Genomic DNA, 23,404 nt, shown 5'->3' with positions numbered 1-23,404 from the left:
TACAGTAGAGAAATATTGGAAGGCTGGCAAGCCTTTTTTTATTAAAACTTGTGTTGCAACGTTATGTACTTTTCCTCTTCAAAACTCTGTACTTCTATTTTGCACTACACAAACGCTAACCAAATGCTAATTCAAGTCCTTTAACCTACTAAATATTCTCACTAAAAACCAGACCATTTGACTCACCACTGGTCCCGTATTATTAGTTATTGATTGGAAATCTATAATAAAATTGTACTTAGTACGATATATCTGATATTTTAATCATAATAGAGTGCTCTGAAAGGGTGATTAAATGTATTTACAAAAAATAAGCATTACTAACTTCAGACAATTCGGTACAGGTGACGGAGTGACACCAGCTATAACAGTTTTCTTTAATCCTAACTTTAATATTTTAGTAGGGGAAAATGATTCAGGTAAAACGGCTATTATTGATGCGATAAGATATTTATTAGGAAGTGTAAGTGAAGACTTTGAGAAAATTTCTCAAAATGATTTTTATTCTAATTCTGATGGTGTTTATAGTGATTTTTTCTACATAGAAGGAACGTTTGTCGATTTAACTGATCAAGAGGCTGGTTCATTTTTAGAATGGTTGTCCTTTGATGAAAATGGTGATTACCAATTGCGAGTCTCACTTCAAGTAGAAAAAAAGAAAAATGATAATGGGCAAGAATATATTGAACGAAAGATGCAGGCAGGTGACCAAGGTTTTGAAACTAGATTAGATAATAAGGCAAGAGATATTCTTAAAACAACATATTTGAAGCCTTTGAGAGATGCAGAGAATGAGTTAAAACCGGGTTTTCGATCAAGACTTGCAAGCATATTAAAAGTACACCCCGCCTTTAAATTACCAGAGGATGGCTCTATACATAAGTTAGTTGATGCAATGGAAAAAGCAAATGAAAAAGTAGAGAGCTTTTTTGAAGAAGATTACACTTCAGGACGTTCGTTAGTAAATGACATAGAGGGCCTATTAAGAGATTTCTATGATCATGCAGATTTAAGTAAAACAAAATCTAAATTTTCTATAACAAAAACAGACTTAATCTCTATCCTCAGAAAGTTGAGCCTTGACACGGTTGACGTTAATTTGGGTTTAGGCAATCAAAACCTATTATTTATCGCAACAGAATTATTGCTTTTAAATAACTTATTTGACGAACAACAAATAATCGGACCGCAAATAACATTAATAGAAGAAATTGAAGCTCATTTGCATCCTCAAGCGCAAATTAGACTTATTAAATATTTAGAAGATGAGCTAAGGAAATCTACAAATAGGAATCAATTTATACTAACTTCTCATAGCACAAACCTTGTTTCATCTATTGATCCTAAAAATGTCATACTTATATATGAGAAAACAGCTTATCCTTTAAGTGATGAATACACAATGTTAGACAAAAGTGATTATGCCTTTTTGGAAAGGTTTCTTGACTCCACAAAAAGCAATATGTTTTTTGCTAAAGGTCTAATCTTTGTAGAAGGAGATTCGGAATTACTTTTATTACCGGCGCTTGCCGATTTGATAGGTTATCCCCTTCACAAAAATGGGATCTCGCTAATCAATGTTAGCGGAACTTCTTTTGAAAGATATATCAAGCTATTTTCTAGGTCTATAAAGTGGAAAGTAGAAATGAATCTCCCTTCAATAAATATACCACTTGCAATTATTACCGATAGTGACGTAAAACCTTGGAGCTATTATAAATATGAAAATAAAACACATGATTTATATTTAATTGTCGATGAGACTGAGCTAAGTAATGTTCTGGAACATTGTGAAGAAAATATTGATGAAATATCCCTTGTCCCAATTGGAAAAGAGTTTTCTACAATTAAGAAATTAGCAAGAAGCTTTGGTTTTAGTTTGACAGAAGCAAATGCAGATTTAATATCATCAATTGTAAAAAAAGACATTACAATTGAGTCTATAAATCGTATTTCAGAAGAGAAAATAACTAAACTTAAAGAGAAGTATTCCATATACGATTCAAATATAGGCGTTTTTGTTACTCCTGAATGGACTTTAGAATACAGCATTGCACTAAGTGTTATTTCACCCTTACTATTAGAGTCTATTTTTGAAGCAAGATACGCTAAACCATTTGAAGGTAAAAATAAAGAAAGATATGATAACTTAGTAAGCCAACTCTCCGACGACACAATAGAAAGAGAAGACACAGCTTATATGGTCTTCAAACCATTAAATGAAAAAAATGTGTCTAAAGCAGAGGTTGCACAGAGACTTGCAATAAAATTGAATGCTATTGCTAAAGACAATTCAAAGCGTGCTTTTTGGAAAGATAGTATTCTTCAAGATAAAAATTTGAAATATCTTGTAGATGCAATTATTCACTCTGTAAAAGTAAATGAATTATCGGAGGTAAGTTCATGACAATTGAAAAACAACTTGAATTAATTACTCCAAAAATATTACCTGTAGGATTTTCATTTTTGGATCAACAAAAAGCTGCGATATTTGCTGATAAATCCACGAATATTGTAGCTGGACCAGGATCAGGAAAGACTACAGTATTAATCACTAAGTGTGCGCTATTAATGAAGGCTACAAACCTAAGTAGCAAAGGTATTTGTCTCATTACTCACACAAACGTGGCAGTTGATGAAATTAAAATGGGATTGAGTCGAATTGGAGTGAAAAACATTGAATACCCTCACTTTGTAGGGACAATACAAGAGTTCTTCAACACTTTCTTTAGCAAGAAGGCTTTTCATCAAATTATCAAAGACAAGCAATTTAGGGTATTAGATGATGATGAATATAGAGAGAAATTTGATGAGTTATTTGAAAAGTACAAGCCGAGTTTTTACACATATTCAAACTATCCAAACGTAAATAAGGCAAATCCAAAACTGATGATAGATAACAAGGGTAAATTTGATATTACCAGTAATGCTAAATCCTCATATAAAAGCGAGTTCGAAAAATGTATTAGAATTCTTTTTAAAGCTGGTTTATTAAACAACCAACAATGTTTAGAGTTAGCAAATTGGTATATTATTAAACATCAGGAACCATTGAAAAAAGCATTAGCAACTCGGTTTTCATATGTACTTCTAGATGAAGCACAAGATACTAGCATAAATCAATATGAATTGCTTATGAAACTTATGACCGATAATGATATTATCTTTCAAAAGTTCGGTGATCCTTACCAAGCACTATATAACATTTTTGAAGGAAACCATGATGCATGGATCCCACGAGAAGAAAGTAATTATGATTATGAAGAAATATCTGAGACAACTCGTTTCGGTACTAGTATAGCAAGCATAGTTAAAAATGTATGTATAGAGCAATACCATACATTCAAATCAAATGACTCTACGGAATCATTTGATCCTTACTATATCTTTTATGACAATGAAGATGATTTGATAGAGCAATATCACGGATTAATTACGGCTTGTAGCAAGGAATCGCAAATATTTTCTTCTTCGAAGAAAAAGGATGCTATAGTCGCTGCATTTCACGATGATCTACTTCAACTATTTTCGAATTATAAAAAAACAACTACTAAAATTAAAAAAAATGAGAGTAGCACGAGGCAGATTATCAACTTCATTGTTGGGTTGCTCTCTAAAGAGCTAGAAATTCCATTCAGAGAATTGAAAGAGAGCATTTTCACAAGCCATGTATGTAAAATAAAGTTAAGTTTTTGTATTAAAGAATTGGTTAGCGATAACTCACAAACAGAAATATTAGTTAGGACGCTCAAAGAAATATTGTCAATTATCACTTCGAATGAAAAGAGTGATTTTTCATTAGTTGATGTAATAGAACAAGTAGAATATTTTAAAGGAATATTAAATCTTGACCTTCCTTCTGAGTTACACGAAGAAGAAAACAATTTTTATATTGGTACTATTCATTCTGTAAAAGGAGAAACTCATCGTTCGACATTATTAATGCTTAGTTCTTCATTTATAGAATATGTGGATAGGGAGGTTTCCCTGAAATTTCACATCTTTGATTTACTTAAAGAATACTTGACTGGCAATTATATTGATCCTAACACTATAAAAGATTTATCTTTAAGAAATGAAACAATTAAATCATTAAAATTGGCATATGTTGCTTTGAGTAGACCTTCACATCTGTTGGTGATAGCAATACCAAAGTATTTTGAAGAACAAAATACTAATATTTTTACTCGTATGGATAGTTTCGGCTGGAAGAAATACGATCAGGGTGTTTTAGTATAAGTATCCTAAAGCAATCCATAGCCTTTTCATATAAACACTAACTTATGTTCCCGAAGTTATTTAGGTACTTGCTCGAACCGATGTATGTAGGTGACGAACAACGCCAACACTTTTAAAATTAAGGATTATCCGCTCTTTCACTGTATGTAACCGACCCTCCCTAAGCATGCTTGATAAAGCTAGGCAATAATCTTTCCTAATATGTTTCAAAAAAGAAGCGTGAAATTCTTCGTTTAGAGATTTCATGCTTCATTTCTGCTTCGATTTTCATAAATATATAGAGAAGGCGGGAGTTAAACTCATGTTCAAAGACTAAATACAATATCCGCATTAGTGAATATTAATATATCAAGAATATGCCTATTAGGAAGTATTACGTATTAACGAACTGAGTTCAAAAGAACTTTTCAATATTAGTATTAACTGTTCTTACGTTTTAACTATGAGCTGTTATTAAATCATTTTTTTACTCATACTTTCTCTCAAATAAACTCTTTCGTTCTAACAGTACGTCTTCTTTATTGTTTAAGGATTGCAATTTATAATATACTGTTTCAATAATGTCCGGACGTAATAGCGATCATGCTTCAGGTATCGCACCTGTAAGTTTAACTAGAAGATACGTTAAATAATGCAGCCATTTATGTTCTGGTTCGTACAATTGGATAGCATTGAATAAACAATTATTTCACATGAATCGATTTTCGTAGGTCTCCTAATAGAGGGTACATGCTATCCCCACCTTCTACTGAATACTGAAAATTAATCACTAGCGCATGTTCATCAATCTCATAAGCAATATATCCTTTCATCGGGTAGTCGCCATATAATTGTGTTTTTCCTATCAAACCATTTTCTGCAACCCGTGTGTGTGTCAATTCATACCCTTCTTCAAAACTTTCTTCATATCCTTCTGATTCAAATCTTTCTTGCACGTTCGATACAGCTTTTTCAAGATTTGTGTGTTCGATTATTTCTAAAGTGATCTTATAGCCAGAGTTTTGAGAAGTATAATTTATTTGGTTGTTGATCACTTCAGGAACACCGAATACTTCGTCTAATTGATAATCAATCCCATATGGTGTTATATGATAATTAATAACTTTAATTTCCTGATCCTGACCTTCAATATTTCTAATGACTGTTTCTGTAGAGCCTGTATGAATCTCCATTCTCGTTTCATTCACTTCAACCACATCTTTTGAATTCGATTGGTTCTTATCATTTTCAAAAATTTCTTTTTCAACTTCTTCATCATGATGATTCGTCTCATCGCTAATTTGATTATTTTTTGTTCGATTCCCCTCGTTACTACAAGCCACGATTAATCCAATTACTGCAATAATACCTAGCAACTTTTTCACCATTAGTCTTCCGCCCCCTTTACGTTTAAAATAGCACTTCAAACCACTTCCATAATTTTATGGACGGCTCATCTGGAACTGCTTTTATATACATACTATATTACTTATAAGAAAAATACGACAACTCTAATAGGTATGTCTAATAGGGGATCATACGTTTATAAGTAGCACAAAAAGAAGCACAGGTTCTCGAACTTGAGAATTTGTGCTTCACTTCTTACACACGTGGAAACAGAAGAATAACCTTTCAGAAACGCGTCCCTTATGCAGTAATTAGAAGTAAATTAACACAGTTGTCAAAGGCGCAATATATTTTACATGTCACCCTCTTGGCGGATTATTTTGCAACTCTATTCTTTTTGAGACATATCATAATTAGAAATGAATGTTTAGAGGTGATTTTCATGAGAAAGTGGTCAACTTATATATGGAAATTAATCTGGGTCATTGGATTATTTTTATTAACCATCATTAGTTTTGATAGTATAAATCAAATTAAAAACACTCCATACTTCGATATAAACTCTTGGGCTTCTTCAGTTATTCCCTTTATATGGGGTATTTATTTATCACTTATTTTTATAAATAAATGGTCAATTAAAATTAATCCACCTTTATTTGTCTGTGTATTTATCCCTTGTTTTCTTTTCTCATTAATTCCTCCGTTAACGTCAACCCTTTCAATTTCTTTTCCGATCGGCATGTGGTTTCTAAAAGTTTTCAGCTCCAATCTAATTGAAATTGTTGCCGGATTAACATTCATGTTAAGCATTTTTAATGACACGAAAATTGGGGCGAATAAACAATTAGAAAGTGGTCTTAGTTAAAGTAATCCTCGGCTCATAATCACTAATATCCTCGATGATTCCTGTGTACACCGGAAATATATGATGCTCTAAACCATCTGCTAAATCTCGTCTGCTTTTTTAAAAGTGAATCTATAGTACATCTCCTATTAAGCCATCAAGTCGAAGGAGGTTACGTGTTATTTCAGCGGACGGTTATATCGGCCAGAGTATACAAGCCATGCAAGGCTTGCTGTTAATAGTGTTACCGAAATAAGGGCAGTAAGAATACTATAGGTTTCCCAAACAAGTATGATCGACCAATCAAGAGCAAAGCTTGTTATACTTAGAGCCGCTGTAACTATTATTAAAATGAAGGATGCCATTTTTCTTTTTTTTGTAATTGGCTGCTTTTTATTTAATTTCCGCCTTCGGAATCCCAAAACAAAAAATAAAACGGTTAACAAGCAACAAGCAATGGTGGTAATTGACATAAGAATATCCAAAAGCTGTGCGCTGCTTATTTCATAGGTTTGCGGCAAATTGCCGTCTACTATATCTTTGATTTTTAGTACCATGCTGCTATTGATATTGGCGCCGTTGGCCAATAAGCAGATGGCTGTTCGTTCATTGGGGAATAGCACCACGTGGGTTCTGAAGCTTGGGTTTTCTCCAGGGTGCTCGATAATTGTCTGGTCAGTGTTTACCATCCAGCCTGCTGCATAATACATAGAGTCAACAGCTGAAACGGATCTATCCCCCTGATGCGACTTCTCAATAATAGTGTGAAATATGTCTGGTATATCTTTCACAATTCCCATTTGAATACCCATCCAGCGCGCCATATCTTTTGTAGAAGAGATAATGTAGCCTGCGGGTTTATTTCCGGAGTAATCCGGCGCGTTATACGGGGTTGTTATAAAAAAAGAAGAACGATAACCTTGTGCCAGCTGTCCAGTAGCCATGGCATCCCCTTTATAGACGAATGTCTGGTTAAGGCCCAACGGCTGGAATACCTGTTCACTCATAAAGCTTTCGTAGCTTTGACCCGATACTTGCTCGATAACGAGACCTAACACATCATAATTAATGGTTCCATACGTATATTGTTTGCCAGGAGGAAAGGATAAATCAACATCCACCAGCACTTCCACTGTCTTTTGCAGCATATCGGGCGTATTGCCTTGAGGGATAAGCTGGGAATGCTTATTGGTGGTCAGACCGCTTGTATGATGAAGAAAATGATTAAGAGTAAGGCTCTGCATATCAACAGGTTTTCCTTGATAGTTTAGCGTAAGCCAAGGTAAATAGTCGTGAATTGAGTCGGTCATAGATAAACGTCCTTGCTCCTCCAGCAACAGTATGCCTATGCCGGTAAAGGCTTTACTGACCGAGGCCAGCTCGTATAATGTGTTTTCACTTGCGGGTATTCCTTTTTCAAGGTCTGCATAACCGGAGGAGTAATAGTATTCTTTCTCATCGGCTATAATTGCGACTGACAAGCCCGGCACACCGGATATACGAGAAGCATCGTCCAGCAGCGCCTGTATGGCCTCAGCCTGCGCATCTGACATCGCATAACTTCTTTGCGAGTGTCCTGAGGAAAATAGAAGTACCATTATCATAGAAACAAGTGTTTTTTTCATAAGATCTCCCTTTTTTTGAGTAATACAAGGATAATTGATATTGTGTTTTCGTTTTATCTCTCTAACAACGTTTAATACAATTCCTAATGGTTGATTATCTATAAATGCGATAAATCTTTCTTAACCATCCTTTTTTAAATCTTTCCGGAAGTCATCATTACATCTAAATAATGATTTTATCAAAAGCAACCTCCATACCACCCTGTTTTCCATAAATCTATCCTCTTTCAGCTATTATACCGAAGAGGAGAATAATCCATTGGTAACTGAAGATAATAATAGATAGTGAATGCTTAGATTTTTGAGGATTGTATTTTACACTAAATAGTTAGACATTAAACTACATGTTTAATATTACTTGAAGATGGGCGTATATTGTTCAATGGAAAACGTAGTGGAAGTTTTCTTCCAATATATTTCAACAATAATTTGGTTTTATTGCTGAAGTAAGGATCAGGTTAATGTAACTAATCAAGCAAAGGGGAATAGCAAATCCCAGCACAGAATAATGCATCAGACCCTACTGAAGATATAGTACCTTCAAATCAATAAAAACTATATATTCAAAGGTCGAATCTTTTTCAGTCGATAAAAAAGAGGTAAAGGTTTCTGATGGTTCAATTTTACATGATGCACTCGTAGTGGCATTAGGTAGTAAAACTGCTTACTTTGGTATACCAGGACTCGAAGAAAATAGCATGGTGTTGAAATCAGTAGATGACGCTAATAGAATCTACAATCATATTGTAGCCAAAATCAATGAATACGCAAAATCAAAAAATGAAACCGATGCAACGATCGTCATCGGTGGTGGCGATTTAACCGGTATCGAATTAGTCGGGGAAATTGTTGACAATATGCCAAAAATCGCAAAAGATATGGGTCGATCCAAAAGAATTGAACATCAAACTTGTTGAAGCCGGTCCAAAAGTATTGCCCGTATTACCAGATCATTTAATCGAGCGTACAACTACAAGCCTAGAAGCACGCGGAGTAGAATTCTTATTAGGTTTACCTGTAACAAATGTGAGTGTCAATGAAATTTCGTTGAAAGATGGCCGTACAATTGTGCAAATACGTTTGTATGGACGGGCGGTGTCACAGGTAATCCATTGGTTGGTGAATCAGAACTTGCAGTAGATCGTGGCCGTGCAACGATTAATGAGTTTCTTCAATCAAGCTCATTCGTTGTAGGTGATAGTGCTGTTACCTTCCCTGCTGAAGGTGGCCGTCCGTACGCCCTACTGCACAAAACGCTTGGCAAATGGGTGAGCTTGTAGGATATTATATGCTTATTTACAGAGTAAAACCTTAGAAGCATTTGAACAAACAAACTCCGGTACATTGGCAAGCCTTGGCCGTAAAGATGGAGTGGCTGCCATCGGAGGTAACAATATAGCACTGAAAGGTCTACCTACTTCTTTAATGAAAGAAGCTAGTAATGTACGTTATTTAACGCATATCAATGGATTATTTAGTTTCGCTTATTAATGAGATAAATGGGTCAATCAAATATATTTTTAGAAAAAAGGAGAGTTTTTCATGGTAGGAATTATGGAAGGTAAAGCAGGATTAGTCACAGCGTCGGGGTCAGGAATCGGTAGAGCAGCTGCAGTCGCATTAGCAAAAGCAGGAGCAAAAGTAATGGTTTCTGACGTAAGTGAACAAGCAGGAGAAGAAACTGTACAAATCATCAAAAACAATGGCGGCGAAGCAGCCTTTTTCAAATGTGATGTAAGTGATGAGGAGCAAGTAATCGCACTTGTAAATAAAACAGTTGAAACATATGGCAAGCTAGACTTTGCACATAACAATGCGGGTATCAACAAAGGTCTTAAACCAATTGGAGAAATGGATTCTAAAGATTGGGATATCACACTAAAAGTAAATCTGTATGGTACTTTTTACTGCATCAAGCACCAAGTGAATGCAATGTTGAAAACAGGCGGCGGTGCAATTGTCAATACGGCATCAGGTGCTGGTATTGAAGGATCACCGAATATGGCTCCCTATACGGCATCTAAACATGCTATCGCTGGTTTAACTAAATCAGTTGCATTGGAATACGGTCAACAAGGCATTACCATTAATTCCATTGCTCCTGGTGCAACCATTACACCTGCAATTGAAAGTTGGTCAAAATCAAACCCAGAACAATACCAAGGCGTTCTCTCATCACTTCCAGCTGGAAGAATGTCTACCGCAGAAGATCAAGCAAACGCTGTTGTATTTCTATGCTCAGACCTTGCAAAATCAATTAGCGGTGTAACACTTCCAGTTGATGGCGGTTATACTGCTGGTAAAATGCAACAATAAGTTACGCAGATTTTAAAAGTTTTTATAATCGAGTAGGGGGTTACTAACCCCCTACCTCTCCACCACCGTACGTACTGTTCGGTATACGCCGGTTCAATTAAGATAGTTGACGCAAAGTTTCAAAACGCGGTAGTAAACTTTTGAACCCTCGGGAACTCCAATAAGAGTTCCCGAGGGTTCCATGCAGTACAGGACTTTTTGATAACAACTAAACATTCGATATTACAAATAACCACTGGGCGATTTTTTGTCATTATCCATTGTGTCATACAGCCCTTCTTCTGGTTTTGCAGTTATGTTAATGATGTCCTGATAAATGTTTCTAATTGTATTGTTTCTCCAATCAACCAGTAGACCTAAAGTTATTATAATCACTGGTATCACTTCCTTCAAAGAACAGATGACTTATTACATAGAGTATATTCTGCACATTGTCAATCTACAGTCGGTAGAATACTCAATACACTTCACGCTTATTATGGGATCAGTAACGAATAAACGGTTTGGCAAAAAAAGAAGTACAAATCCTCCATACAGAGAATTTGTACTTCTAATCTTTGTTGCTTTCCATTAGATCTTATGGAGACGGCGGGAGTCGAACCCGCGTCCAAAGGCTCCAATACTTCAGCGTCTACGCGTGTAGATTGACTACTTAGATTCGCGCGCACGTTTGCCGTCAATCAAGGCGATCCGTGAGCGCTATCCTGATAGTCTCTTGCAACGGCCTCAGGAGGCGACCGTTACCGTATCCCACTAATAGGTGAGCCTAACAATGCCACATGGGCGATGGAACTGATAGGCAGATTCAACAGCTTACGCTGCGAATGCTAAGTTGTTGTTTGTTTTGCCAGTTATTATTAACTGCCGTTTCTGACGGAGACGAGCCCTCCGACGCGCAGCTCAAGCTCAGACCACCCCTGTCGAATCCGTAACGTCCCCGTTAGTAAAGGCGTTTAGACCTTTAAAGGGATGTCCGGAATGCCTACTGAAAGGCTTCTGAACGTTTTCACTACAAGTAGTATACCGCATTTTAACGGAAAAATCAATACTGCTGTTTCGCCTTGAAGGCACGTTCCATCTCGCGTTTTGCTTCTTTTTTCTTCAGATCATCGCGCTTGTCGTAGAGCTTTTTCCCTTTACCGACGCCGATCAGTACTTTTGCAAAGCCGTCTTTCAAATACATTTTCAACGGCACGATTGAATAGCCGTCCTGCTTCACTTGCCCGACTAATGTCGCAATCTGCTTTTTGTGCAGTAGCAATTTCCTTGAGCGCAATGGATCGTGGTTGAAGCGGTTTCCTTGGTCGTATGGGCTAATATGCATATTGGAGATCCACGCTTCATTATTGCGGATTAATACGAACGCGTCCCGCAGCTGTACCTTACCGTTACGGACAGATTTGATTTCCGTTCCATGAAGCACGATGCCCGCTTCAATCGTCTCTTCTATGGCGTAGTCATGATTCGCTTTTTTATTGACAGCGATCACTTTCCCTTGGCCTTTTGCCATCTCAGTCACCCCTTGCCCGGTCATAGGGGAGGCATGTCGCCGCCCCTGCCGTTCTTATTTTCTCTTGCGCGGCGGTCTTTTTTTCTTTGATTTCTTTGCCACGTCTTCGTAGAATTTCTTCTTTTTATTGTATGTGCCTTTTTTCTTTTCATCTGACTTGTTGCCGCCGGATTTTTTTCCGCCGTTTTTGCCTTTGCCTTCGCCTTCCTTGCGTTTTGCATGGATGACTTTTGGCGCTTCTTTTCGTGGACGGTGGAATGATTTCTTCATGCCGGCAATTTCAAAGTCGATTGCGGATTCCTCTGGTTTCACCGCAACGACGCGGATCGTCACTTCATCGCCGATTCTAAACTGCTTGCCGGTATGTTCACCGATCATAATCATTTGGCGGTCGTCGAACCGGTAATAGTCGTCCGTCATATAGCTCACATGGACAAGCCCTTCAACTGTATTCTCCAACTCGACAAACATGCCGAAGTTCGTGACGGAAGAAATGACACCGTCAAATTCTTCTCCGATTTTATCCAACATATATTGTGCCTTTTTCAATGAATCCGTGTCGCGTTCAGCATCGACTGCACGTCTCTCACGGTCGGAAGTATGCTGGGCGATTTCAGGAAGCTCGGCATTCCAATGCGCGACCGTTTCGGCTGACAAGTCCTTCTCGATTAAATACGTGCGGATGAGCCGATGGACGATCAAGTCCGGATACCGTCGGATCGGGGATGTGAAATGCGTATAGAAATCCGCCGATAATCCGAAGTGACCCAAGCTTTCCTCGAAATATTTCGCTTGCTGCATCGAACGCAGGAGCATCGTCGAAATTACCGTTTCTTCAGGCAGCCCTTCAATCGACTCGACAATTTCCTGCAATGCACGTGGATGCACTTTATTGCCTGTCCCTTTCACAACGATACCAAAATTCGTCAGAAATTCAAAGAATCGTTGTAGCTTCTCAGCCTTCGGATCTTCGTGAATCCGGTAAAGGAACGGCACTTGCAGCCAATGGAAATGCTCAGCTACTGTTTCGTTTGCCGCCAACATGAATTCCTCGATTAGCCGTTCAGCAACTGTCCGCTCACGCAACACAATATCCGTCGGCCAGCCATTTTCATCGACAAGCACTTTCGATTCTTTGAAATCAAAATCGATTGCGCCGCGATCCATCCTCTTTTTCCGGAGAATGGCTGCTAACTCCGCCATATCATTCAACATTGGAACGATATGCTCATACTTTGCCGATAGCTCTTCATCTTGCTGATCAATAATTTTATATACGTCCGAATACGTCATGCGCTCTTTCGAACGGATAACGCTCTCAAAAATCTCATGCTCAACCACTTTACCATGTCCATCGATTTTCATAACACAAGACATCGTCAATCGGTCGACGTGCGGGTTCAACGAACAAATGCCGTTCGAGAGTTTATGCGGCAGCATCGGGATAACCCGGTCTGTTAAATAGACGCTCGTCCCGCGCTCATAAGCTTCTTCGTCTAACGGGGAATGCTCCGTGACATAATGGCTGACGTCCGCGATATGGACAGATAGCGTATACGTCCCATCGTCGTTCTTTTGCACCGAAACAGCGTCATCCAAGTCTTTTGCATCCGCCCCGTCAATTGTAATGATGAGATCTTCACGCAAGTCGCGTCGTTTAAAGAAGTCCTTTTCTTCAACATGATCTGGCGTACGGTTCGCTTGCTCCATCACTTCATCTGGAAATTCGATTTCGATGCCGTGCTTGTAAATGATCGATAGGATATCGACGCCCGGATCGTTTTTATGCCCTAAAATTTGTACGACCATTCCTGTCGCGGATTTCAATTCACTTGGCCATTCTGTAATTTCAACGACGACTTTATGGCCGTCAACTGCGTTTAACGAATCCCCTTTGCCGATAAAAATATCCATCGGCAATTTTTTATCATCAGGCACAACGAAGCCAAAGCCTCGGTTATCTTGATACGTCCCAACCACTTTCGTCGTTTTGCGCTCGGCAATGCGGATAATCGTCCCTTCACGCCGGTCTCCCATCGAGCTGTTCGAAATGCGCACTAACACGATATCGCCGTTCATTGCCCCGTTCACTTCTGTCGGTGGAATGAAAACATCGTCCATCCCTTCCGTTTCAGGCGTTACAAAACCGAAGCCTTTCGCATGTCCAATGAACTTGCCGCGCAGTAAATTCATGCGCTCTGGCACGCCATAACGGTTCGTGCGTGAACGGACAATCTCGCCTTTCTGCTCCAAATGGACGAGCATTTTCACAAGTTCCTTAAATTCAGCAGCCCCTTCTATTCCAAGAAACTCCTGAATTTCCTGTACGGTCAGCGGCTTATATGATTCTTCTCTCATAAATGATAATAATCTTTGTCTCAACTCTTCGTCGAAGTAATCCAACTGCATACCTCCTTCAAATTCAATCGATCTGTTACAACTGTTTTTCACACATTCCAATCAAGTGATTCAAGGAATTGATAAATGTCCTCATGAAGCTGTTCTTTTTCAGGGCCTAATGTAATGACATGTCCTGATTGTTCAAACCATTTCAGCTCTTTTTTATAGGAGCTTACTTCCTCATAAATGACATTCGCCGAATCTGGATCGATCACTTCATCATTCCTTGACTGGATGACCATGATTGGTGCATATACTTCATCCAATTGATCTCGAACATCGTAAACCAAATCACGAAGCTCGCTTAATGATGGCATCGTTCCTTCATTTAACGGCACCATCTCTTTTTCGATTTCTTCTTTTGATTTACCTTCGTATCTCTTGTATTCCCTTGCATACTTCAAAACACCTTCATACATACTATCGGTCGTTTTCATCGACATAGGTGCACACATCGTTACAATACCCTTCACAGGCATTTTAACCCCTACATTCAATGAAAATACACCGCCTAACGATAATCCTGCAACAGCGATTTCTTCATACCCTGCTTCTTTAAGCTGATTATATCCTGAAACGACGTCTTCCCACCATTCATCTGGTGTTGATTTCACCAATTCTTCAGGTGGGACGCCATGTCCTTTATAATGCGGCGCCAATGAAGTATAGCCTTTTTTCTCTAAAAATCTGCCTAACATACGCACATCTGCTGAATTTCCAGTGAAACCGTGGAGCAGCAGTACAGCTCGCTTCCCTTGTTGAAAAAAGAACGGTTTCGGTGGTGCAATTCTCATTTCAGTCATCCTTTCTCTCAATCCATCTGTTCTTATACTTCCCCATAACAAAAGAAAAAACGCCTGACCACACGGGAGGCCGGGCGTTTTTCATTATGCATTTCATCGAATCCGTTCAGAAGAACTTGTCCAATTGAAGGATTCTTGTAGATTTAAGTTAAAATTTAACGATTGCAATCGCTAAAACGAAAAATAAAATGGAAAGAATGATCGTCACTCTTTGAAGTACTAAATCCAATCCACGCGCTTTTTGTTTTCCGAAAAGTTGTTCAGCACCACCGGAGATGGCTCCTGATAGACCCGCACTTTTCCCGGATTGCAATAAAACTACAACGATTAACGCTACCGATACGATTAAAAGTAATGTCATTAACAAAGCATGCACTTTGTTCCACCTCCTGCTAAACCATCACAACGTTTATATTCTATCAAACATCTTCCATTGTGACAACATGTTTTGACAATTCGTCAAATTCCAAGGGTGCCAAACGCCGCGGGTTGCAGCAGCGCTTGACAGCTTTGGATCCTATTATTTACGCAAGTTGTAGAACGTTTTCGCACCTAAGTATTGAGCCGTTTCATCCAATTGGTCTTCAATGCGAAGCAATTGGTTGTATTTCGCCACACGGTCAGTACGGGAAGGTGCACCTGTTTTAATTTGACCGGCATTTGTCGCAACCGCGATGTCAGCGATCGTCGTGTCTTCCGATTCACCGGAACGGTGCGAGATGACTGCTGTATAGCCAGCGCGTTTCGCCATTTCGATTGCATCGAATGTTTCCGTCAATGTACCGATTTGGTTCACTTTGATTAAGATGGAGTTGCCTACGCCTTCTTCAATGCCGCGGGACAGTTTTTCAGTGTTCGTTACGAACAAGTCATCGCCGACAAGCTGCACTTTACCGCCAAGGCGCTCTGTTAAGAGCTTATGGCCTGCCCAGTCGTTTTCATCCAAACCGTCTTCGATGGAAACGATCGGATATTTGCTGCAAAGCTCTTCATACCAAGCAACCATCTCTTCGGATGTTTTGACGATTCCTTCACCAGCAAGACGGTATTGTTTGGATTCTTTATCGTAAAACTCGGATGATGCTACGTCCATCGCCAACAAAATTTCTTCCCCAGGCTTGTATCCTGCTTTTTCAATCGCTTCGATAATTGTTGACAACGCTTCTTCGTTGGAAGATAAATTCGGTGCGAAGCCGCCTTCGTCGCCAACTGCCGTATTCAAGCCTTTTTCTTTCAATACATTTTTCAAGCTATGGAATACTTCAGCACCCATGCGCAAACCGTGGCGGAAGGATTCTGCTCCGACAGGCATGACCATGAATTCTTGGATGTCAACGTTGTTATCTGCATGCTCTCCGCCGTTCAAAATGTTCATCATCGGAACTGGCAGTTGCTTCGCATTAACACCGCCCAAGTATTGATATAAAGGAAGGTCGAGATAATCTGCAGCTGCATGTGCAATTGCAATGGACACGCCTAAAATTGCGTTGGCACCTAATTTCCCTTTGTTTTTCGTGCCGTCCAATTCGATCAATGCTTTGTCGACAGTGACTTGATCTAAAACTGAATAATTGTCGATTAGCTCGTCCGCAATTACTTCATTGACATGATCGACAGCTTTCAATACACCTTTTCCTAAATAACGGTCTTTGTCGCCGTCACGCAATTCTACAGCTTCATATTCTCCAGTGGAAGCTCCGGATGGAACAATCGCTCTCCCGAACGCACCGCTTTCCGTGAACACTTCTACTTCAACAGTTGGATTGCCTCGTGAATCAAGTACTTCTCTCGCTTGAATATGGCTGATGATTGGCATCTCAATCTCTCCCTTAGATTAAATTTGTACTCACATTTTTTACTATATTACATTCGAAATCGGTTTACATTAAAAACAAATTTAAAACAATGGTGTTCCCGACATTTCTTCCGGCTGTTCGATTTCAAGCAGCTTCAGCATTGTCGGAGCCAAGTCGGATAAAATGCCGCCTTCCCGGATGTCGATACCCGGTTTCGTAATGATGACAGGAACGGGGTTTGTTGTATGAGCCGTCATTGGCTCGCCTTCCAACGTCAAGACTTCGTCTGAGTTGCCGTGATCCGCAGTGACGATCGCCATGCCGTCTTTTACCATCAATGCATCGATAATTCTTCCGAGGCAAGCATCGACCGTTTCAATCGCTTTGATCGTTGGCTCTAACATGCCGCTATGCCCGACCATGTCCGGATTGGCGAAGTTTAAAATGATCGCATCTTGACGATCATTTTCGATTTCTTCCAATAAAGCTTCTGTCACTTCGATTGCGCTCATTTCCGGCTTTAAGTCATACGTAGCAACTTTCGGGGATGCGATTAATATTCGCTTTTCCCCTGCAAATTCCTCTTCTCGTCCACCGCTCATGAAAAATGTAACATGCGGGTATTTTTCCGTTTCTGCGATGCGCAATTGACGCAAACCGTTACGGGAAAGCACCTCGCCTATCGTATTATTCAAGTTTTCATTTTGGAACACAACTTCGGCTTGCACTTCTTCACTGTATTGTGTGAACGTGACAAATTTCAATTGCTCGAAGTTTTCAGGGCCCGTATGGAAGCCATCAAAATCTACGTCTGTAAAAGCTCTCGATAGTTGAATGGCACGATCCGGTCTGAAGTTGAAGAATACGACCGCATCTCCATCCTGTATTGTCGCCACCGGCTGTCCATCTTCCTCGACAACGAATGGTACAACGAATTCGTCGTAGATCTCTTCTTTATACGAAGCTTGAATGCCTAACATCGCAGAGTCAGCTTTCTTGCCTTTTCCGTCGACGAGCGCCCGATACGTCAGTTCAACACGGTCCCAACGCTTATCCCGGTCCATTGCATAGTAACGGCCCGAAACCGTTGCGATTTTCCCGACTCCAATGTTCTTCATCACTTCTTCAGTATGCTCAACAAATTGCAATGCCGTTTGCGGCCCAACATCCCTTCCGTCGAGGAAAGCATGTACATACACTTTGTCGATGCCGTTCATTTTCGCCATGCGCAGCAAGGCAAACAAATGCTCATAATGGCTATGTACGCCGCCATCTGAAAGCAAGCCCATTAGATGCAATGCAGAGCCGTTGCGTTTTACATGGTCCATTGCATCTTTCAATGCAGGTTTTTCCATGAAGTCTCCATCCCGAATCGACTTATTAATGCGTGTTAAGCTTTGGTACACAATCCGGCCCGCACCAATATTCAAATGGCCGACTTCGGAGTTGCCCATTTGGCCTTCCGGCAGTCCAACTGCTTCGCCGCAAGCCGTTAAAGTAGAGTGAGGGTAATTTTCCCATAGCAAATCAAAATTCGGCGTGTTCGCCTGTGCAACCGCATTTCCAAAACGCTCATCGCGCAGTGCGAATCCGTCCAAAATAATTAATGCAACTGGTCCTTTAGGCATTTACAGCAGCCCCTAACAGTTTTAAAAATGATGCAGGTTCCAAACTTGCGCCGCCTACTAACGCACCGTCAATATGCCCCATTGACAATAATTCGGCGATATTATCCGGCTTTACGCTTCCACCATATTGAATTCTTACTTGCTCGGCTACTTCATCGTCATATTCGCTTGCGATTGCAGAACGGATTTCCTTGCATACTTCATTCGCATCTTCTGCTGTCGCAGTTTTTCCTGTTCCGATCGCCCAAATCGGTTCGTACGCAATGACAGCTTCGCTCGCAAGCTTCGGATCAATTCCTTCAAAAGCTTTTTTCACTTGGCCTGTAACGACTTCGACCGTTTTGCCGCTTTCCCTCTCTTCAAGGGACTCGCCAACGCAAATGATTGGAGTGAGTCCATAAGCGAAAGCCGCATGGACCTTTTTATTGACGGTCTCATCTGTTTCATTGAAATATTGACGACGCTCCGAATGCCCTAAGATGACGTGGGAAACTTTCAAATCCGCGAGCATCATCGGACTTACTTCACCTGTAAAGGCTCCTTCTTTCTCTTCGTGCATCGTCTGCGCTCCAATATGCAATGATGTGCCTTCCGCAAGCTTGGCTAGCTCTGCTATGAAAAGAGAAGGCGGGCAGATAACTGCTTCGACTTGATCGTCATTTTGCAGCTCGCCTTTTACGCTTTCCACGAAGGATGCCGCATCTTTCATCGTCTTATGCATCTTCCAGTTTCCTGCTATAATTCGTTTTCGCAAAGTATTCCCTCCGATCATTTATCTTGTAGGACAGCTACGCCCGGCAATTCTTTTCCTTCCATGAATTCTAAAGAAGCGCCGCCGCCTGTCGAAATATGATCCATCTTTTCAGCTAAATCGAACTTTTCGACTGCCGCTGCTGAATCTCCACCGCCGATTACTGTATAGCCAGCCGTTTCGGCTACTGCCTCTGCCACTTGTTTCGTGCCATTTGAGAACGGCATCATTTCAAAGACGCCCATCGGCCCGTTCCAAATGACCAATTTGGATTGGCGGATCACATCAGCATATAATGCCGCTGTTTCAGGACCAATATCAAGTCCCATCCAGCCTTCAGAAATTTCATCGATCTTTACAGTGCGCGTAGTTGCATCTTCTGAAAATGCATCCGCAACGACTGCATCGATCGGTAAATATAAGTTGACGCCTTTTTCTTTCGCTTTCTCAATAAAGCTTTTCGCTAATTCAATTTTATCCTCTTCTACAAGTGAATTGCCGATTTCATAGCCTTGCGCTTTCGTAAATGTATACGAAAGGCCGCCACCAATTAAAAGGTTGTCGACTTTATCCAATAGATTGTCGATGACACCGATCTTGTCCTTCACTTTCGCTCCACCGATAATCGCTGTAAACGGTCGGTCCGGCTCCGATAACGCCTTTCCTAAAACATCTATCTCTTTCTGCAGCAATAAACCGCTCACGCCCGGGATATGCTCGGCAATTCCCGCTGTAGAAGCATGTGCACGGTGAGCAGCTCCAAACGCGTCATTGACGAAGACATCCGCCAAATCGGCAAATGCTTTTGAGAGCTTTAGGTCATTTTTTTCTTCCCCAGGGTGGAAACGGACGTTTTCCAATAAAATGATGTCCCCTTCCCCCATAGCACCAATCGCATTTTTCACTTCTTCACCAATTGAAGAATCAAGCTTGCGGACGTCTTTCCCCAACAGCTCCGACAAACGCTCAGCTGCTGCGTTCAAACGCAATTCCTCTTTCACTTCGCCTTTTGGACGTCCTAAATGGCTTGCCAAAATAACCTTAGCACCTTGGTTTGCCATGTATTCAATTGTAGGGATGGCAGCACGAATCCTCGTATCATCCGTCACTTTTCCGTCTTCCATCGGAACATTAAAATCCACTCGGCAAAAAACACGTTTTCCCTTCAGATCCATCTCTTTAATCGATTGCTTGGCCTTCATGAACAATGCACACCTCCAAAAAAATAAAGCACATTCCTCTCACAACTGATAGAAGTAAGATTCTTCTGCTGAATAAAAAAGAGGAACGGGCTTCTCCGTTCCTCCTACCCAACTATCTATTATAGTGGGTTGCCTTTCGAATGGCTATGATTTATACATCTCTTTCCTCTTAGAGGCCTTTTTCCATCATATAAAGCGCCAAGTCGATACAGCGTGCGGAGTAGCCCGATTCATTGTCGTACCAAGAAATGACTTTCACCATATTGTCTTGCATGACCATTGTGGATAAGCCGTCAACCGTAGAAGATGCTGTATTTCCGTTATAATCGATTGAAACGAGCGGCAAATCGCTATAGAACAAGATACCTTTCAATTCGTTTTCTGCAGCTTCTCGCAATGCTTCATTCACTTCATCTACCGTTACATCTTTCGAAAGCTCTGCAACGAAGTCCACTAGCGAAACGTTCGGTGTCGGTACACGGACTGCCATGCCGTCCAATTTCCCTTTCAGTTCCGGAATGACTTTTGTCACTGCTGAAGCAGCACCTGTAGTTGTCGGAATCATCGATTCTGCAGCAGCTCTTGCACGTCTGTAATCAGAGTGTGGCAAGTCCAAAATGCGCTGATCGTTCGTGTAGGAGTGCACTGTCGTCATCATGCCGCGTTGCACGCCGAATTTGTCATTCAATACTTTTACGACTGGTGCAAGACAGTTCGTCGTACAAGAAGCATTCGATACGATTTGGTCTTGTTTAGGATCGTATTCTTCGTTGTTAACGCCCATCACTAACGTTTTCATATCGCCTTTAGCTGGTGCGGAAAGGATGACTTTTTTCGCGCCCGCTTCAATATGCTTGCGAAGACCTTGTTCATCGCGGAATACACCAGTGGAATCAATGACAACATCAATTCCTAACTCTTTCCATGGCAATTGTGCAGGATCTTTTTCTGCATACACTTTAATTTCTTTGCCATTGACGTACAGTGAGTCGCCTTCCGCTTTTACGTCAGCATCCAAAATGCCGTGCACTGAGTCATACTTCAATAAATGCGCCAACATCGGAGCGTCCGTCAAGTCATTCACTGCTACGATTTCGATATCGTTTTTATCCATTGCTTCTCTGAAAATCACTCTGCCGATTCGACCGAAACCATTAATCGCCATTTTTAAAGTCATTTAATATTCCTCCAATTATTTTTTATTCGTTACATGTGATAGCATTGCTTTTGCTGCGCCTTCATCTGTAATCAAAATCGTTTGTTTAGGAGCGCTCGCCATATACGCTAAAATGGCTTCTCCCTTACTTGACCCACCAGCGACAGCGATGAGCAAAGGCACTTTTTGAAGCTGTTCTGTTTGAATGCCTACCGTTCGAATCCGATGGACGACTTTCCCGTTTTCATCGAAATAATAGCCAAACGCCTCTCCTTTTGCTCCATGCTCTTGTAGGTATAACCGTTCTTCCTCATTTGCATTCCTTAATGCCGCCATCCGTTGCGCATCGCCAATACCATGAATGACACAATCTGTTTTCTCATATTTGGCGATCATCTCTTGCGCGATCGCTTCTTTTTTAAAGATTTCATGCGCTTCACTGCTAAGCGATTCGGGGTAATAAAACGCACTGTAAGACGCTCCACACGCTTCCGCAAAAGAAGCGGCAATTACATTCGCCTGCAATCCGATTTCATTTCCAATACCGCCTCTCGCCGCAATGAAATGAATATGTTTGGCGTCGTCAAAAACTTCAATATACGGTGATACTGCCGCTACGGAACTACCGCCAGTCACAGCGACAATCTCCCCGTCGCCAATCCCTTCCATGAACTGCTGTGCGGCTTCTTTGCCAATTAAATTTTTTACAGAAGGATTCACATCACAATCACCAATTACAATTTTCACCGAGCGGATGCCTAATTTTGCAGTCAAATTACGGGCCAACGCCTCGCGACCCGACCATTGATCGATCGCCTCTCCTAACGAGGATAACAACCTGCTTCCTTCCTCCGTTACCGACGCACCCTCTTTTGCGACCCGGATGAGCCTCAGTTCCCGCAAGGCCTCCAATACAGAACGGCATTCCCTCTCCGTCAAATCGGCCATCAAACTTAAAGGACGTCTTCCAATCGGTCCAGCCGTCTCAATGAATTTTAAAACTCGATATCTTTCATGTAATAAATCCACCATTTCAGGCACAAGCTTACTTTGTAACTCAAACAAATCCGAGTCCATATCATGCACCTCTTTTCACTGTAGGTCAATATTTGCCCACGTAATATAAAATCGTCCCACATAGAGTAAAAAAAATAAATCCTTCTTGAATCCATTGTAAAACAACCGTTTCAAAATTTCAATTGATTGTGACCATAGGAAGTTTATTTTTCAATTCCCTTTCTTCATGTCAATAAACTTCCTATTGATGCCACTTCATTCAAATAATTCCACCAAATCAACATAACCAATGGATCCGTATAATAGCACTTCTCCATCCCGCTCAACGACAGGAATCATTAGCATATACTTCTCGTGCGCCTCGTCATCCGATTCAATATCGACAGTAGACCAAGTTAAAGGAAAATCCTCTTTCACAAGCTCCATCATCGCCTCTGCCTCATCACATAAATGACAGCCACGCTTCGTATAAAAAGTCACATGCACAACATTCCACTCCTAAACTTCTCTTCTTCCACCGATTATAACGCATAAATCCCAACAAAAGCGCATAAGCCACCTCGGAAACGTATAAACAGTCCTACTTAACGCATAACACAAATAAACAAATCATAAATCCTAATCCACACGCATAAACAGCATTTCCAAGCGCATAACACAGTCTGTTCCGAGCATAAAAAGGGGCTGTCCAATAAGTCCCTAAAATAGAACAGGTGGCGAAAAACGAATCGTTTTTCGCCACCTGTTCTTGTATTTTTCTCATTCAATACTGAAAGTAGCACGCGGACGCC

The 23,404-nt window shown here is 40.6% G+C and carries 17 protein-coding genes, 1 other RNA gene and 1 pseudogene; 5 read left to right on the top strand and 14 right to left on the bottom strand.

Annotation, left to right across the window (positions count from 1 at the left end; translation table 11 throughout):
• Window positions 1–295: 295 nt before the first annotated feature.
• Window positions 296–2,407 (top strand): ATP-dependent nuclease, encoded by a 2,112-nt coding sequence (locus WFH04_RS16020; protein ID WP_336825059.1) that lies wholly within the window; start codon window positions 296–298, stop codon window positions 2,405–2,407.
• Complete coding sequence (locus WFH04_RS16015; RefSeq protein WP_336825058.1) at window positions 2,404–4,239, top strand: UvrD-helicase domain-containing protein; 1,836 nt, start codon at window positions 2,404–2,406, stop codon at window positions 4,237–4,239. Before WFH04_RS16020 ends, WFH04_RS16015 begins: the two co-directional genes overlap by 4 nt.
• A 683-nt stretch (window positions 4,240–4,922) precedes the next feature.
• On the opposite strand, the gene WFH04_RS16010 is transcribed toward WFH04_RS16015, so the two are convergent.
• Window positions 4,923–5,606 (bottom strand): hypothetical protein, encoded by a 684-nt coding sequence (locus WFH04_RS16010; RefSeq protein WP_336825057.1) that lies wholly within the window; start codon window positions 5,604–5,606, stop codon window positions 4,923–4,925.
• 401 nt (window positions 5,607–6,007) lie between these two features.
• Between WFH04_RS16010 and WFH04_RS16005 the strand changes: the two genes are divergently transcribed.
• Window positions 6,008–6,430, top strand: coding sequence for a hypothetical protein (locus tag WFH04_RS16005; protein ID WP_336825056.1), 423 nt, complete (start codon window positions 6,008–6,010; stop codon window positions 6,428–6,430).
• 158 nt (window positions 6,431–6,588) lie between these two features.
• On the opposite strand, the gene WFH04_RS16000 is transcribed toward WFH04_RS16005, so the two are convergent.
• A complete protein-coding gene (locus tag WFH04_RS16000) occupies window positions 6,589–8,034 on the bottom strand; it encodes a serine hydrolase domain-containing protein (RefSeq protein WP_336825055.1) in 1,446 nt (481 codons plus the stop codon).
• Window positions 8,035–8,600: 566 nt separating this feature from the next.
• On the opposite strand from WFH04_RS16000, the pseudogene WFH04_RS15995 reads away from it, so the two are divergent.
• Window positions 8,601–9,525, top strand: a pseudogene (locus tag WFH04_RS15995) (NAD(P)/FAD-dependent oxidoreductase); the annotation flags it as partial.
• A 51-nt stretch (window positions 9,526–9,576) separates the two neighbouring features.
• Complete coding sequence (locus WFH04_RS15990; protein ID WP_336825054.1) at window positions 9,577–10,350, top strand: SDR family NAD(P)-dependent oxidoreductase; 774 nt, start codon at window positions 9,577–9,579, stop codon at window positions 10,348–10,350.
• A 577-nt stretch (window positions 10,351–10,927) separates the two neighbouring features.
• On the opposite strand, the gene ssrA is transcribed toward WFH04_RS15990, so the two are convergent.
• The 12 genes from ssrA to WFH04_RS15930 form a co-directional block, all read right to left on the bottom strand.
• Window positions 10,928–11,289, bottom strand: a transfer-messenger RNA (tmRNA) gene (gene ssrA, locus WFH04_RS15985).
• A 103-nt stretch (window positions 11,290–11,392) separates the two neighbouring features.
• Window positions 11,393–11,860, bottom strand: coding sequence for an SsrA-binding protein SmpB (gene smpB, locus WFH04_RS15980; protein WP_336825053.1), 468 nt, complete (start codon window positions 11,858–11,860; stop codon window positions 11,393–11,395).
• Window positions 11,861–11,914: 54 nt separating this feature from the next.
• Window positions 11,915–14,218 (bottom strand): ribonuclease R, encoded by a 2,304-nt coding sequence (gene rnr, locus WFH04_RS15975; protein ID WP_336825061.1) that lies wholly within the window; start codon window positions 14,216–14,218, stop codon window positions 11,915–11,917.
• A gap of 89 nt (window positions 14,219–14,307) precedes the next feature.
• Complete coding sequence (locus tag WFH04_RS15970; protein ID WP_336825052.1) at window positions 14,308–15,054, bottom strand: alpha/beta hydrolase; 747 nt, start codon at window positions 15,052–15,054, stop codon at window positions 14,308–14,310.
• Window positions 15,055–15,211: 157 nt separating this feature from the next.
• On the bottom strand, window positions 15,212–15,439 hold the full coding sequence (gene secG, locus WFH04_RS15965) for a preprotein translocase subunit SecG (protein WP_336825051.1): 228 nt from the start codon (window positions 15,437–15,439) through the stop codon (window positions 15,212–15,214).
• A gap of 144 nt (window positions 15,440–15,583) precedes the next feature.
• Window positions 15,584–16,879, bottom strand: coding sequence for a phosphopyruvate hydratase (eno, locus tag WFH04_RS15960; RefSeq protein WP_336825050.1), 1,296 nt, complete (start codon window positions 16,877–16,879; stop codon window positions 15,584–15,586).
• Window positions 16,880–16,960: 81 nt separating this feature from the next.
• The gene (gene gpmI / locus WFH04_RS15955; protein WP_336825049.1) at window positions 16,961–18,487 is read right to left on the bottom strand and encodes a 2,3-bisphosphoglycerate-independent phosphoglycerate mutase; all 1,527 of its coding nucleotides are present in this window, start codon (window positions 18,485–18,487) and stop codon (window positions 16,961–16,963) included.
• A complete protein-coding gene (gene tpiA / locus WFH04_RS15950; protein WP_336825048.1) occupies window positions 18,480–19,241 on the bottom strand; it encodes a triose-phosphate isomerase in 762 nt (253 codons plus the stop codon). The genes gpmI and tpiA overlap by 8 nt, the downstream gene beginning before the upstream one ends.
• Before the next feature lie 14 nt (window positions 19,242–19,255).
• The gene (locus WFH04_RS15945) at window positions 19,256–20,440 is read right to left on the bottom strand and encodes a phosphoglycerate kinase (protein WP_336825060.1); all 1,185 of its coding nucleotides are present in this window, start codon (window positions 20,438–20,440) and stop codon (window positions 19,256–19,258) included.
• Between the two features lie 169 nt (window positions 20,441–20,609).
• Window positions 20,610–21,617 (bottom strand): type I glyceraldehyde-3-phosphate dehydrogenase, encoded by a 1,008-nt coding sequence (gap, locus tag WFH04_RS15940; RefSeq protein WP_336825047.1) that lies wholly within the window; start codon window positions 21,615–21,617, stop codon window positions 20,610–20,612.
• Between the two features lie 15 nt (window positions 21,618–21,632).
• Window positions 21,633–22,673 (bottom strand): sugar-binding transcriptional regulator, encoded by a 1,041-nt coding sequence (locus tag WFH04_RS15935; RefSeq protein WP_336825046.1) that lies wholly within the window; start codon window positions 22,671–22,673, stop codon window positions 21,633–21,635.
• Window positions 22,674–22,868: 195 nt separating this feature from the next.
• Window positions 22,869–23,099: a glutaredoxin family protein gene (locus tag WFH04_RS15930; protein WP_336825045.1), complete on the bottom strand. Its 231-nt coding sequence runs from the start codon at window positions 23,097–23,099 to the stop codon at window positions 22,869–22,871.
• Between the last annotated feature and the right edge of the window lie 305 nt (window positions 23,100–23,404).

This window comes from Sporosarcina sp. USHLN248 (assembly GCF_037144575.1).
Taxonomy (GTDB): Bacteria; Bacillota; Bacilli; order Bacillales_A; family Planococcaceae; genus Sporosarcina; species Sporosarcina contaminans.
The sequence above is the reverse complement of the archived record's forward strand: the minus strand, read 5'-3'. Positions and strand labels throughout refer to the sequence as shown.

What these genes read in the sequence shown, in the direction of transcription:
- WFH04_RS16020 (WP_336825059.1), top strand. Translation starts at nt 296, where the DNA reads ATGTATTTACAAAAAATAAGCATTACTAACTTCAGACAATTCGGTACA.
- WFH04_RS16015 (WP_336825058.1), top strand. Translation starts at nt 2,404, where the DNA reads ATGACAATTGAAAAACAACTTGAATTAATTACTCCAAAAATATTACCT.
- WFH04_RS16010 (WP_336825057.1), bottom strand. Translation starts at nt 5,606, where the DNA reads ATGGTGAAAAAGTTGCTAGGTATTATTGCAGTAATTGGATTAATCGTG.
- WFH04_RS16005 (WP_336825056.1), top strand. Translation starts at nt 6,008, where the DNA reads ATGAGAAAGTGGTCAACTTATATATGGAAATTAATCTGGGTCATTGGA.
- WFH04_RS16000 (WP_336825055.1), bottom strand. Translation starts at nt 8,034, where the DNA reads ATGAAAAAAACACTTGTTTCTATGATAATGGTACTTCTATTTTCCTCA.
- WFH04_RS15990 (WP_336825054.1), top strand. Translation starts at nt 9,577, where the DNA reads ATGGTAGGAATTATGGAAGGTAAAGCAGGATTAGTCACAGCGTCGGGG.
- smpB (WP_336825053.1), bottom strand. Translation starts at nt 11,860, where the DNA reads ATGGCAAAAGGCCAAGGGAAAGTGATCGCTGTCAATAAAAAAGCGAAT.
- rnr (WP_336825061.1), bottom strand. Translation starts at nt 14,218, where the DNA reads ATGAGAGAAGAATCATATAAGCCGCTGACCGTACAGGAAATTCAGGAG.
- WFH04_RS15970 (WP_336825052.1), bottom strand. Translation starts at nt 15,054, where the DNA reads ATGAGAATTGCACCACCGAAACCGTTCTTTTTTCAACAAGGGAAGCGA.
- eno (WP_336825050.1), bottom strand. Translation starts at nt 16,879, where the DNA reads ATGCCAATCATCAGCCATATTCAAGCGAGAGAAGTACTTGATTCACGA.
- gpmI (WP_336825049.1), bottom strand. Translation starts at nt 18,487, where the DNA reads ATGCCTAAAGGACCAGTTGCATTAATTATTTTGGACGGATTCGCACTG.
- WFH04_RS15945 (WP_336825060.1), bottom strand. Translation starts at nt 20,440, where the DNA reads ATGAAGGCCAAGCAATCGATTAAAGAGATGGATCTGAAGGGAAAACGT.
- gap (WP_336825047.1), bottom strand. Translation starts at nt 21,617, where the DNA reads ATGACTTTAAAAATGGCGATTAATGGTTTCGGTCGAATCGGCAGAGTG.
- WFH04_RS15935 (WP_336825046.1), bottom strand. Translation starts at nt 22,673, where the DNA reads ATGGACTCGGATTTGTTTGAGTTACAAAGTAAGCTTGTGCCTGAAATG.